The organism is Vibrio eleionomae, from assembly GCF_009874545.1.
Lineage (GTDB): Bacteria > Pseudomonadota > Gammaproteobacteria > Enterobacterales > Vibrionaceae > Vibrio > Vibrio nitrifigilis.
This window is the reverse complement of the sequence record NZ_WEKT01000026.1, coordinates 17,567-30,468: the sequence shown is the minus strand read 5'-3', so window position 1 is coordinate 30,468 and position 12,902 is coordinate 17,567. Positions and strand designations below refer to the sequence as shown.

Below are 12,902 nucleotides of genomic sequence, written 5' to 3'. Positions count from 1 at the left end.
CCTACCCTTTAGAGGTATTTATCGACTCCCTCCATTGAGGTAATTTGCATCTCTTCTAAAAAGACCCAGTTTCTTCAACTATACTTTGGCACACCGAGATTCAAACCTTGATCGGTATTCTATTTAATCTCTGTTTACGTATGGATTTAAAGAGTGCATAAGCAAAAATACTTTAGTGCTAATTCAGTTATTTCAACCGTTTCGTGGCTGATCGTCTCTATGATGATTGCTAGCATTTTGCTAATGACGTTTTTCCTATCAGTAATAGATAATCAGTCTAAAACCGATATGCATAATCGCATAGATGCAGCGACCAAACACGAGAGCGCTCGGCTGAAAGATCTGTCTTATGAATACTCTAATTGGAACTTGGCCTATCAAAAAACCATTGTTGAAAATGATGTCGATTGGATTGATAAAACCTATCGTGATTATCTTGCTGATTACTATCAATTTGATCTAATCATTTTAATCAGAGCCGATAAAAGTGTAGAAGTGTTAGGAGGTACAAACCCCAATGCAGAGAAATACGCACAAGGCATACTGCAATCACCATCCATACAATTAAAAATTAAATTGGCGCATGCAAAGAGTGATAAATACATTGGTCGTATATTCACAACAAAAATTAATGGTGTTCCCTTCATTATGTCAGCAGATCCTTTTACTGACGAAGAAACGAAAGCTGTCTTTGATGGCAGCATACTCATATTCGCAAGACAGTTGGACGACGATTTACTACAAAAATTGTCTAAAGATTACGATTTACCCAAAATATATGTCGACAATACATCACAAAGTTTCGATGGTTTCCTCTACATTCATAATCTAATGGGTGACCCCATTAGTCTTATATCATGGAATATGACACGTACCGTCACTTCTTATGTTCCATATCTTGCGATCTTTTTGGTCGGATTATTGTGTATTGCTTTACTTATTGTGCGCACGGTCTTACGTACAGATTTAAAAAATCGGTCAAGTTATGAAGATGAATTATATTCTGCTGCGACGACAGACCCTCTCACTAACGCCTATAACAAACGTTACCTCACTAGCTACGCTCGCCATCAACTTAAACTTTATGAAAAACGCAATAAAGATCTCTCAATATTGACGTTGGATATCGACCATTTTAAATCAATTAATGACACATATGGGCATCATATTGGCGATAAGGCTCTCGTCCATTTTTGTGACATTTGTAATAAAAACTTACGAGATATCGATGTCTTTGGCCGCATTGGTGGTGAGGAATTTGCAATTATTTTACCCGGTGCAGAGTTAGAAGATGCCACTATCATCGCGGAACGAATTCGTACTGATTTGAATAAAACACCATTGGATGTAGGGCCAGCGCTAGTCACAATTACAGTAAGCATTGGTGTTACGACTAGAAGAAATGGCATTAGTTTCGAAGATCTACTTCGAGAAGCAGATGAAGCAATGTATCAAGCTAAAGAATCGGGTCGAAATCAGGTTGTTTCTTACAAAGGGTAACGCACTCATAGAGTTATGTTCGTAAAGTTTCTTGGGCAATTTTTCGATAGTGAATCAAATCAAAATCTGTGTAAATAACATTAAAAATTTGATGACCTGCTGATTATTTGCTCTATAATCCGCCTCTTTCCAACTGGCGTACCCTAAATTTGCGCTGAACGAATGAACTTGGTGATGGGCTGTTAGAGCATGATTAACGAACAAAAATACTTTAGCGCTACGTCGGTTGTATCTACCATATCGTGGCTGATCATCTCCATGGTGATTACTAGTATCTGTTTGATCGTATTCTTTTTTCATATAATTGATAACCAAACTAAACAAGAGATGATTGGCCGTGTACAGGCATCAATTAAACACGATAGCTTACGTATGATCGACCTATCTTACGAATACACCAGTTGGAATTTAGGATATCAAAAAACCATTATCGAGCACGATGTCGACTGGATGAAACTCAACTACACTGAGTTTTTACCCGAGCATTACAACTTAAGTTTTATCGCGCTGGTAAAGCCTAATCATCAAGCAGAATTACTTGGCGGTATCAATAAACAAGCGCTTAAATATGTGAATGATATTTTTCAGTCCCCCTCAATAAATCGCAAATTAGCACTTGCCAAACAACGCGATGAACGTTTCATCGGACACACCTTTTATACAGTAATCGATGGCGACGTCTTTTATATGATTGCCGATCCATTTATCGACAAAGCAACGCAAAAGGTATTGTCTAGCAGTTTATTGGCCTTTGCTCGCAAGCTCGATCCGAACGAAGTCATGCGTTTTGCCAACGAATATGATTTGCCGCCACTTTATATTAATGCCCATGCTAAACGATATGATGGTTCGATATTTTTACATGAGCTCAATGGGGTTCCGGTTGCTCGGATCTCATGGCATATCACTGAAATTATTGATGTATACCTGCCTTATATCGCATTATTTTTATTGTTACTACTGGGTGCAGCTTTAGCGATTGTACGACTGGTGTTGAAAAAAGACTCTGAAAACCGCGCACAATATGAAGATGAGCTCTACATTGCTGCAACAACAGATCCATTAACCAAAGTCTATAACAAGCGCTATCTTGCGAGTTATGCAAAACATCAATTTAAACTTTACGAACAGCGTAATCGCCCAATTTCAATCCTAGCGCTTGATCTCGACCATTTTAAGCAGATCAATGACACTTATGGTCATCACATTGGTGATAAGGCGTTAATCCATTTTTGTAAACAGTGCGAAAAAAACTTACGAGACATCGATGTGCTAGGCAGAATTGGGGGCGAAGAGTTTGCCATCCTATTACCTCGAGTGACTCTAAATGAAGCCATAGAAGTGGGCGAGCGAATTCGTCAATCCATAGAGAAAAACCCGCTAAATACCGAGCAAGGAGAAATTAATCTTACAGTAAGTATTGGCGTTACCACGCGTTGTGCAAAAGTGACCTTTAGCAAACTGTTGCAACAAGCCGATTCCGCCATGTATCAGGCTAAACGCAGCGGGCGAAATCAAGTTGTGGCTTATGAAACGCCATTATGTGAGATATAACTCAACCCAGCCGCGATAATAATCACCCTCGTTATATAAAAGATCGCTTATATTATTACTACACCTATCACCAAGAAAAATACTTAATATATAAACAATAATAAATAATGACTGATAAGTATTTCCCATATAAACATTATCTATTTTATTCACTCTCATTCAAATAAANTGATAAATTTGTTCGTATACGTATAGTTACATGACTTAAAATTCATACAAATGTAAACCTTATAAAATGAATAAAAAAATAGTCACACTGTCTCTGTTAAGCATCATTGCCACCGCGGGATGCAACAGTGCAAGTGGAAGTAGTAGCAATAGCAGTGACGATTCAATCAGTTCGCAAAATAGCTCAACACTGAATGATTCCTCTTTAAGCCTCCTGAGTACCAGTGGTACTCACATCGTTAACGAAGATGGCGATACCGTGCAACTCAAGGGGTTTAACCTAGGTGGCTGGTTTGTATTAGAAAACTATATGTCCCCCGTCGATGCCAACGACGATCCTCTTACCGATTCCTATTCGGTTATGGAAACACTCAACGATCGGTTTGGTGTCACCACGCAGCGCGAACTTATGAAAACTTATCAAGAGTCATGGATTCAAGAAAGTGACATCGAGAACATCGCCAACGCAGGGTTTAATGTAGTACGTATTCCTGTGTGGTGGGGGCAATTTTTCGATTTGGACAATCCAACAGAATCGGGATTTCGTGATGATGCCTTTGATGTGCTCGATAATATTATTAACGCGTGTACCGATAATAATGTCTATGTGATTATTGATATGCATGGGGCGATTGGTAGCCAAAGCTTGCAATCTCACACTGGTAGAGCTGATACCAACGAATTATGGGATTCTGAAGACGACCAAACCATGACCGCGTGGCTCTGGAAAAAAATCGCAGCCCACTATAAAGGTAATAACACGATAGCGGCCTTCGATTTATTAAACGAACCTGATGTTCGCAGTGATACTAGCACCAGTTGGACAACTGCCGATACTAATGAAGTGCTAAGTGTGTATGATCTGTTTTACGATGCAGTTCGAGAAGCCGATCCTAACCGCATGATCATGATTGAAGGTACGTTTGGTAATTGGAACTGGGACCAACTGCCTGATCCCGATGATTACGGCTGGACCAACATTGTGTATGAAATGCACGAATATCAGTGGGATTCAGATGGAGGTACCACCACCAGCGCCTCCACTATTGAAGCTGGCATCGAAAACCAAGTGGAAGACTTCGAAAATCATAAAGATTGGAATGTGCCTGGTTATATTGGTGAATTCAACACCTTCCAAACCACGTCATCGGTTTGGCAATACGCTATCAATGAATTTGATGACGCTGGGCTCAGTTGGAGTATGTGGTCTTATAAAGCCGTTAACGGCACCGCTCCTAACTTTTGGGGTTGGTATGACCCAACCTATTGGCCATCGCGCCCGGATCTCACCAACGATACCGCCGACGACATCGCCACCAAATGGCAAAATTGGGCGACCACCGATACGTTTGAGCTAAATAGCGCATTAGGGATTGAGCCTTAGAATTTATAGTAAATAGGTCGCGTAAACGTTGAAGTCTACGCGACTTCATTCCTTATTTTGATATCAAATGAGCATCAAAGCCCTGCTTATCCTCATTAACCCCATCCTTCAACGTCAATTCAGGGATTCGATAGGCGCCGCCATTTTGTTTCAGATATGAAATTGGCTTAATCGAATCTAAACCATTTAAGCGAGCATGGAGTTCTAACTTTATTTTGGAAAATCGCTGAGTATCCATCTTACCCGCTCGATAAATCACCATTGGTGGTAACACATCAAATCCAGGATAAAACAACATACCGTGATTAATCGGGAAAAGGATATCTTCAATCGGTCCATTGACACCCCTTGCACTGTAATGGCTCTCCCATCCACCAACAGTAACTAATAACATCGCCCGCTTCCCCGATAGATTTCCTTCACCATAACGGTCTCCCCAATGAACATCAGAATGTTCCCCATAACCATAGGCAAAACCATAGGCGTATACCCTTTCAAACCAGCCTTTCATTATGGCTGGCATAGAAAACCACCAGAGTGGAAATTGAAAAATAACCGCGTCAGCCCAGAGGAGTTTCTCTTGTTCTACCTGAATGTCATTACTTTGAGTTCCCGATTCAAAGGCAATTTGTGAATCTCGAGATGGGTGAAAAGGAACACTAGAATCTCGTTGCGGCATGTCACCTTCATCCAGAGTAGACTTCCAGCGCATCGCATACAAATCCGAAATCTGTACGTGATGCCCCTGACTATCTAAGTAAGAGACTATCTCTGTCTTTAAAGCGGCATTAAATGACTCAGGTGCTGGGTGAGCATACACAATAAGGATATTCATATCATTTTCCTACTAACAATAGATGGATGATTTATCCTAAGAACTTCTCTGTTATATTAGAAATTAATTACTGAAATACTTGGTATTAGTATGATTAATTTTGCTACTACAGATTTAAATCTATTGAAGACGTTGGACGTGTTACTGACTGAACACAACGTTACTCGTGCAGCACAAAGGTTACATCTATCACAACCTTCAGTAAGCGTTCACCTAGCTAAATTGAGGGAACTGTTTAATGATCCATTATTGATTCCATCATCACGTGGAATGAAGCCTACTCTACTTGCAGAAGAGTTACGTCAACCTCTAAGAAACGCTCTACAATCATTAGAAATGACATTAAATAACAACCAAGTATTTAACCCCGTATTAGAGAACAAAACATGGAAAATAGCCGCCGCTGATTATGCTGAATTCATAGTCATCAAGCCAGTAATGAAAAATCTTATTGGCCAATCAAGCCACTCGAAATTAGCTATTAAGCATATGATTCCAGACAAATTGGTACGTCAACTGGAACGAGGAGAAATCGATATCGCATTTCATGTAAGAGATGATTCCCTTGGAGAGTTGAAGAGTAGAATATTGCTAACCGAACATTACGTTTTGACTGCAAGGAAAACACATCCCTCACTTCGACCCAAAATCGATCTAAAACAGTTTTCAGGCTTAAAACATGCCATTGTTTCACCTAACGGCGGAGGCTTTAGTGGAGAAACAGATACACTCCTAAAAGCGCTGGGGATTGAACGTAACGTTGTTCTATCGGTGCCTAATTTTTACTTTCTGATTGATAGTATTAAACAATCGGATTTGGTTGCTATGTTACCAAGTCGTCTGGTAACAAATGATCCCGAACTACAAATTATTGAACTGCCTTTTACACCACCCTCATTTGAGTTGGTCATGCTATGGCACCCACGTTCACATTCAGATCCGGCACACCAATGGTTGAGAGATCAGGTATTAAATACTGCTTTAATCCACTGAATTGCATCGTTAACTAACGTATCTTTAGCGCGCTTTATGCCAATGACCAATAAAGAAGGCTTGCTTACCGCAGAAATCGATATGGGTGACATTGCTAAAGCCCGTTATGACCTTGATGTGGTAGGCCACTACGCGCGCCCGGATGTATTTACTCTGCAAGTGGATGAAAGTGAAAAAAAGAGCGTCATCACCAAATAGTGCCCTAATCAGTGCGTAAGTTACCGACAAAAATGCCTCCATCATCGGAGGCATTTTGCTTGATACTTAATGGGATTAACCGAACACACTGGTCCATAACGATGAAATAGGCATCACAATAACTAATGCTGGCAGCATATTGGCTACAGGGAAGCTCTTAATACCGCAAATACGAAAACCGGTAGCGAACATTAATACCCCACCCGCGGCCGTAAAATCAGCCTGCATCATCGGTGTAGTCAGTGGCATAATAACCGTTGCGCCATAAGCCAAACCCAGCTGTATCATCGCTTGAGGAATCGCGATGACCGCAACCGAATAACCCAATGTCGTGGCAAAGATGCTCGCGGTGAAAAAGTCTAAGAAGGATTTTGCAATCAAAACAGATGCATCACCGGTCATCCCTTCATGCATCGCACCAAATATCCCGGTGCCACTAGCACAAAACAACACAATAATCGCCACATATGCATTTAAAAAGTCCGCTTGTGATTCGTTCGTGCCGGGTTCTGAACGGGTAACAAGCTCGACTAACCCCTTGGCTTTACTTCCTAATTTGGCAATGCCTTTTTCAAGGTAGACTAACTCACCAAATAACGTACCAAGCACTATCGATAACACCATGACAGGCATATTCGCGCCTTTAATCACCAGCATGATCCCCATACACATGGAGACACCACCGAAAATCACTGGCATGGTAGTACGAATGCGCTCGGGCATTTTTGAGCTTAATAATGCCCCGCCAATCCCACCAATTAAGACACATGCACCGTTTATATATGGACCAACTATCACTTACTCTCTCCCATCATTATCTAAGGAGATCGTTTCGCCCCAGCGTGGCATCTGTTCACACTCTATCCCAAACATGCCCAGCGCTCTTGAAACGCTATGGTCAATGATTTCTTCCACCGATTGTGGTTTGGCATAAAGCGCAGGAACCGGCGGAAATACAATCCCACCCGATTCCGTTACCCACTGCATATTGCGAATATGACCGGCATGTAACGGTGTTTCACGCGCCATTAAAACCAAGCGTCGACGTTCTTTTAAAGCCACATCCGCCGCTCGAGTCAGTAAATTGTCTGTCACACCATTCGCGATAGCCGCTAGTGTGTGCATTGAACAAGGAGCAACGAGCATCCCTAGCGTCTTAAATGAACCGCTGGCAATGCTTGCTCCAACTGCATCAATGGGATGAACCACATCGGCAAGGTCTTGGATTGCGCTGGCTGAAATGTCGGTTTCATGTTCTCTGGTTAAGTCTGCTGCAGGCGACATCACAACGTGTGTTTCAATGCCCAAGCTGCTTGCCATCTGTAATGCACGAAATCCATACATAAATCCGGAAGCGCCACTAATACCAATGACTAGTCGATCTTTCGTCATCCCCGATACTCCTAAAATGTCTTGTTTAATTTATTTTTTATTGAACCCTGGAATAAACCGTTCTACGTCTACTTCCATAAATTCACTGCGTTTGAAGTTCGCCTTCAAATCATATGGCACTGTACAATCGAAGATCGTCTTACAAGTGATCCCATGGTCACGAATCGATGGGCTAAACGCCGGATCCGCAGAAGGATCGAGTGGATGGCAACGTACCCCCGGAATAAAAACAGTGCTTACGTCACCTTGATAACGTGTGGTCATGGCCCACATTACATCATCTGTATCAAACGGATCTACATCTTCATCAACAATAATCACATGCTTTAACTCAGAGAATGCGGAGAATGCCAATAATGCTGCTTGGCGCTGACGTCCTTCATCCACTGGTTTAGTCTTTTTCACCTGTAATACGGCTAAGTATTTACCAGTACCTGGTGATGGGCAATGTACGTTTTGTAGTAAACCTGGTAAAGCCTGTTCGACCATATTAAAAATACTTGCCTCTGTTGGAATCCCGGCCATATTCGTGTGTTCATCACTCGGACCAATACAGGTTTGCATGATTGGGTGTTTGCGGTGCGTAATCGCTTTCACTTTAATCACAGGTACGGCTGCTTTAGCTTCACCGGTATAACCTGGAAACTCTGGCATCGCTTTCCCTGTATTGGTGTTTTGATCTTCACGTACACGCACGTTCGGTAGTAATTCACCTTCAATCACGATTTCCGCATTCGCAATACCGAGCGCATCGACGCTCACACATTGTGTTAGTTCAACCGGTTGTTGGCGCAAACCACCAGCGACAGAGAGCTCGTCAAAACCCAGAGGTGTCGTTGGCGCTTCAAAACAAGCACCAATTTCAATCGCGGGATCAACACCAATACTAATCGAAATTGGAAGTGGCTTTCCTGCCGCTTCCGCTTTTTGACGGAAGGTATCTAAGTGACGACCTGGCACAAAATACATCGAAATTTCATCTTTACTCTGCACACATAAACGGTGGATAGTGACATCCGAATCGCCATTTTCAGGGTCTTTCGCATAACACATACCCAATGTGAAATACGGGCCAGCATCTTCTGGTGTATTGGTAGGTGCAGGTAGGATTTTTAAGATATCAAAATCAGGATCCGTGGCATAGTGTACCACTTCTTGGCACACGGCTTTCTCTTTTCCGACCACAATTGGATTAATCGGTTTTTTCACCGCTTCACGAAAGTAATTAGTGATATTTTCCGACGTGGTATTAAACATACGCGCAACACGTTGGCGGGACGATAATAAGCCAATTAACACACGCATATCATCGTAACCTTTGACCTTATTAAAGATCATTGCCGGCCCTCGCTGGGTAGGACGTTTCACCGTGCCATGCGCGCCAACATAACGATACACACCAGATAGCTCTGCAATAGGATCAACTTCTGTATCGGTTTCAATCACTTAGTTATCGTATTGACGTAGCACGTTAAGTGCACTGCGTAGATCAGTCACTTGGGGAAAATCGGTCGGTTGATTTGAATCAGACATCTTCACCTCTCCTTACTTGATTTACTTTCCACTTAGCGGTGTTTACCCCGCTCCATACTTGTATCCGAGGCGGTAAAGAAAGCACCGTGATGATCCCCGCCTGACCAAGTGCTACCCATTCTAAAAATGCTGTGATAATTTACCAATAATATATTAACGCTCTGTGATTCAATTTTGTTATCACAGAAATATACCCGCCACCCGAGGTTTCATTATGGATTATCGCCAACTGCGCTCTTTTTTGACCTTAGCGGAAGAGCTCCATTTTGGCCGCAGCGCGGCTCGAATGAATATTGCTCAACCCGCTTTGAGCTTACATATCAAAAATTTAGAGTCTGAGCTTGGCTTCCCTTTGTTTATCAGAGATCGCCGCCATGTCGCGTTAACCCATGAAGGGAAACAACTGGTTGATAATGCACGTTTAGCGGTAAATCATTATGAAAAGTTCCGCTTGGCAGCTCGCAGTTTAAAACAAGGATTTAAAGGACAATTATCGATTGGGTATGTGGGCTCAGCCATCTTAGATCCTGCTTTTCTTAGGTTAATCAATGGTTATAAATCCACAAAGACTTCGATTGATATCACGTTAGAAGAGTTGGATGTTAACGAACAGTTACAGTATTTACTTGATGGGCAAATCGATATAGGCGTGGTTAGACCTCCAGTCCCTGCGGAAAGCCGTTTTGAATCGATTGATTTTGTCACTCGCCACCTGCTCGCCGTGCTGCCCGAATCTCATCCATTGGCAGACGGCCGTCCTATTGCCTTACCAGACCTCGCCAATGAGCGCTTTTTCATACAAAAAGATCCGACTGGTGTGGGGCTCGGTTGGTCCTCTATCGCGGCGTGTCAAAGAGCAGATTTTACGCCGCAACAACTTGAACTGACAAAAGATGTGTCGGTCGCCATAGGCTCGGTCGCAATGGGACTGGGCGTTTCATTAGTCCCTGAAACTCAAGCTTCTGTGCAACTATCAGGTATACGCTATTGCCCACTAAGTGATACTGAGGCAACAACATCGCTGCGCCTCGCTTGGCTAAAAGAAGGTAGCAATCAAACGGTCACGGATTTTGTGCGTTATACACGTGAATTAATTGAGTAAACTCGTTTAAAAATCAACTAATAAATTCTCTTTCGGTTTCACTTTATTTAAATGTTCATTCGCAAAATCATCAAGAGGTTGCGGCCGACCAAAGTGATACCCTTGAAAGAGCTCAACCCCTTTGTCTTTTAGATAATCAAACTGCTCGATCGTTTCAATACCTTCGGCTACAGCCGGAATATTGATGCGCCTTTTCAGATCGATCACGTTATCGATAATCGCATGATCTAGATCATCAGAGAGAATAAGATCAACAAACTGCTTATCAATTTTCAAATAGTCGAAATCAATTTTTTTTAAATAGACCAGTGAGGAATGCTCAGTACCAAAGTCATCCGCTGCGATTTCAATACCTAACTTTTGGTAACGTTCTAATTGTTCGAGAAATACAGGAGTGAGCGGTATTTTTTGCCGTTCGGTTATTTCCACGACCAAATGGATATGCTCGCCAAGTTGCTCAACAAAACGACTGCAATCTTCATAAAATTGTCGGCTGTTAAGTTCAAAAGCACAGGCGTTAAATCCAATATGAAATCCTTCGGGAAGTGACGTTTTATATTGCTCAAAAAATGCGATAACTCGATCCATCAACATATGCGATATCGATGAAATTTGCCCACTCTGTTCAGCACAGGAGATAAATAAGTTTGGCGGGATGGTCCCCAACAGTGGGTGATGCCACCGAGCCAACACTTCCACCCCAACCAGACGTTTTTCACTATCAATCAGTGGTTGGACATAAGGGACAAATTGCTTTTTATACAAAGCTTCTGTAATCGCTAGGCGCAACCAATCAAAATCTTTACAAAACATATAGAGCAGAATACACAGCAGTAACGTACCCACGGTAAACAATAAGTATGTTGAAAGATTGGGATCCACCAGATTGGCGAGAAAGTCTTTGCCATCAATCGAGTAATAGATATCGATATATGGGTTACTAACCACATCTTGCATTCCCATATGATCCATATAACCGCTCATTTTCGGCAACGCTTTCGCATCAAGAACATGCCCACCGATAACGGCATTCAGACGAAAATGGACATGCTCCAAATCGGTAAATAAGAAATTGGACAGCACCTGTGGCGTAATACCAAACAACATGTGGGCGTCACTAACCTTGATGTTTAAGATCACCACATCAGCGCTGGCATTATGAATAAAGACTGGACTTTGAGCGTAATAATTCAGTTGGATGGGTAATTGCTCATTAACAGAGAGATAAGGGTTACCATTAACGCCAGCGATTGTACTGCAGCTGATATGTTGATCTTTCACCACGCTGACTGAGCGAACATATGGGCTAGTCAGTACATAAAGCTCTGCAGCATAAGAAAACTCTGCACAATTACCCGCTAAAGGATAGAGCCGCGATTTGCTCTGCTCAGAAATACTTTCCACAATGGAGTTGATGCGATTTAAAGCTAACTCGCTACCTTCTTTAGCATGCTCTTCTAATGAACGAATGGATGACACTGTGATTAAAGAATAAGCGATGATATGAGCGATAAAAAAGAGCAATACGACGGTAAAAGCGGTTAACTGCCGGCTGCTGTATTTCTCATAAATCATCCTAATTATCATATACACGCAAACTCTTAGATAAAATGCGTATAAATTATAGACAAAACACAGTGTTATCGTTTTAGTATTTATTTCGTTTGGTGAGCTCTATCAACAAACACATCATCAACGTGCTTAGTCATTAAATATTCAGAGATCGATTCACCATCAATGCGATATTTATCTTCCAGCTTGCACACAATATCAAACCCTTGATTTTGATATAAATGAATCGCCGATGAGTTATCAGCTAGCACTTCCAAATCCAGCCATTTAATCTTACTTGATCGCCTTGCATAATCGATCACGGTTTTCAATAACGCAGTTCCAACGCCGCAGCCACGACATTCCCGTGCAACGCCCATGCCTAACCATACCCGATGAGAACTGGTTTCTAATTCATCGCGCTTAAGCACAGCATCCCCCATCACTTTGCCATGATCATCCTTTGCTAACCACACCCTTCGCCAACCAATATCTGAGTAACACGTACCAATCCCATATTCATAATTAAAGCGCATAGAGTCATTCACTCGTGCAGTGCCTCGATTATTAGGCATAAACAGTGGTGATCCGTTCATCCCATTATCGTCAAACTGATTTTGCACATGGATAAAAAAAGCATCGAGATCTCCCACCGATGCTAACTGTATATACATATTGTTTTTGCCCTATAC

General features: G+C 42.0%; 12 protein-coding genes. 6 read left to right on the top strand and 6 right to left on the bottom strand.

All coding sequences use genetic code 11. From position 1 onward, the window contains the following. Nucleotides 1-153 precede the first annotated feature (153 nt). The 3 genes from F9817_RS13920 to F9817_RS13910 all read left to right on the top strand — a co-directional run bounded on the left by F9817_RS13920 (nt 154) and on the right by F9817_RS13910 (nt 4,606). Nucleotides 154-1,500 carry a sensor domain-containing diguanylate cyclase gene (locus F9817_RS13920; protein WP_161156548.1) on the top strand — a complete coding sequence of 449 codons (1,347 nt, stop codon included), beginning with the start codon at nt 154-156 and terminating at the stop codon, nt 1,498-1,500. Nucleotides 1,501-1,689: 189 nt separating this feature from the next. Next, nucleotides 1,690-3,054: a sensor domain-containing diguanylate cyclase gene (locus tag F9817_RS13915; protein ID WP_161156546.1), complete on the top strand. Its 1,365-nt coding sequence runs from the start codon at nt 1,690-1,692 to the stop codon at nt 3,052-3,054. A gap of 235 nt (nt 3,055-3,289) precedes the next feature. Next, nucleotides 3,290-4,606 carry a glycoside hydrolase family 5 protein gene (locus tag F9817_RS13910; protein ID WP_161156544.1) on the top strand — a complete coding sequence of 439 codons (1,317 nt, stop codon included), beginning with the start codon at nt 3,290-3,292 and terminating at the stop codon, nt 4,604-4,606. Nucleotides 4,607-4,658: 52 nt separating this feature from the next. Here the strand turns inward: F9817_RS13910 and F9817_RS13905 are convergent, their stop codons facing one another. Continuing rightward, on the bottom strand, nt 4,659-5,441 hold the full coding sequence (locus F9817_RS13905; protein WP_161156542.1) for an NAD(P)H-dependent oxidoreductase: 783 nt from the start codon (nt 5,439-5,441) through the stop codon (nt 4,659-4,661). Nucleotides 5,442-5,531: 90 nt separating this feature from the next. On the opposite strand from F9817_RS13905, the gene F9817_RS13900 reads away from it, so the two are divergent. After that, a complete protein-coding gene (locus F9817_RS13900) occupies nt 5,532-6,434 on the top strand; it encodes a LysR family transcriptional regulator (protein ID WP_161156540.1) in 903 nt (300 codons plus the stop codon). A gap of 36 nt (nt 6,435-6,470) precedes the next feature. After that, entirely contained in the window at nt 6,471-6,632 is a 162-nt protein-coding gene (locus F9817_RS13895; protein WP_196122999.1) for a hypothetical protein, read from the top strand. A gap of 75 nt (nt 6,633-6,707) precedes the next feature. Here the strand turns inward: F9817_RS13895 and F9817_RS13890 are convergent, their stop codons facing one another. Genes F9817_RS13890 through F9817_RS13880 form a run of 3 tightly spaced genes read right to left on the bottom strand, consistent with a single transcriptional unit; the run spans nt 6,708 to nt 9,470 of the window. Continuing rightward, nucleotides 6,708-7,430 (bottom strand): DUF554 domain-containing protein, encoded by a 723-nt coding sequence (locus tag F9817_RS13890; RefSeq protein WP_161156538.1) that lies wholly within the window; start codon nt 7,428-7,430, stop codon nt 6,708-6,710. Then, nucleotides 7,431-8,024: a UbiX family flavin prenyltransferase gene (locus tag F9817_RS13885; protein ID WP_161156536.1), complete on the bottom strand. Its 594-nt coding sequence runs from the start codon at nt 8,022-8,024 to the stop codon at nt 7,431-7,433. Between the two features lie 30 nt (nt 8,025-8,054). Beyond that, nucleotides 8,055-9,470: a UbiD family decarboxylase domain-containing protein gene (locus F9817_RS13880; RefSeq protein ID WP_202436463.1), complete on the bottom strand. Its 1,416-nt coding sequence runs from the start codon at nt 9,468-9,470 to the stop codon at nt 8,055-8,057. Between the two features lie 301 nt (nt 9,471-9,771). Between F9817_RS13880 and F9817_RS13875 the strand changes: the two genes are divergently transcribed. After that, nucleotides 9,772-10,659, top strand: a complete 888-nt coding sequence (locus tag F9817_RS13875; protein ID WP_161156534.1) for a LysR substrate-binding domain-containing protein — start codon at nt 9,772-9,774, stop codon at nt 10,657-10,659. Nucleotides 10,660-10,665: 6 nt separating this feature from the next. Here the strand turns inward: F9817_RS13875 and F9817_RS13870 are convergent, their stop codons facing one another. Both F9817_RS13870 and F9817_RS13865 read right to left on the bottom strand, forming a co-directional pair. Further along, a complete protein-coding gene (locus F9817_RS13870; RefSeq protein ID WP_161156532.1) occupies nt 10,666-12,234 on the bottom strand; it encodes an EAL domain-containing protein in 1,569 nt (522 codons plus the stop codon). A gap of 80 nt (nt 12,235-12,314) precedes the next feature. Further along, a complete protein-coding gene (locus F9817_RS13865; RefSeq protein WP_161156530.1) occupies nt 12,315-12,884 on the bottom strand; it encodes a GNAT family N-acetyltransferase in 570 nt (189 codons plus the stop codon). Between the last annotated feature and the right edge of the window lie 18 nt (nt 12,885-12,902).

Bases quoted from the DNA above. Each gene is read 5' to 3' on its own strand.
- F9817_RS13915 (WP_161156546.1), top strand. From the start codon at position 1,690: ATGATTAACGAACAAAAATACTTTAGCGCTACGTCGGTTGTATCTACC.
- F9817_RS13910 (WP_161156544.1), top strand. From the start codon at position 3,290: ATGAATAAAAAAATAGTCACACTGTCTCTGTTAAGCATCATTGCCACC.
- F9817_RS13905 (WP_161156542.1), bottom strand. From the start codon at position 5,441: ATGAATATCCTTATTGTGTATGCTCACCCAGCACCTGAGTCATTTAAT.
- F9817_RS13900 (WP_161156540.1), top strand. From the start codon at position 5,532: ATGATTAATTTTGCTACTACAGATTTAAATCTATTGAAGACGTTGGAC.
- F9817_RS13895 (WP_196122999.1), top strand. From the start codon at position 6,471: ATGCCAATGACCAATAAAGAAGGCTTGCTTACCGCAGAAATCGATATG.
- F9817_RS13885 (WP_161156536.1), bottom strand. From the start codon at position 8,024: ATGACGAAAGATCGACTAGTCATTGGTATTAGTGGCGCTTCCGGATTT.
- F9817_RS13875 (WP_161156534.1), top strand. From the start codon at position 9,772: ATGGATTATCGCCAACTGCGCTCTTTTTTGACCTTAGCGGAAGAGCTC.
- F9817_RS13870 (WP_161156532.1), bottom strand. From the start codon at position 12,234: ATGATTTATGAGAAATACAGCAGCCGGCAGTTAACCGCTTTTACCGTC.
- F9817_RS13865 (WP_161156530.1), bottom strand. From the start codon at position 12,884: ATGTATATACAGTTAGCATCGGTGGGAGATCTCGATGCTTTTTTTATC.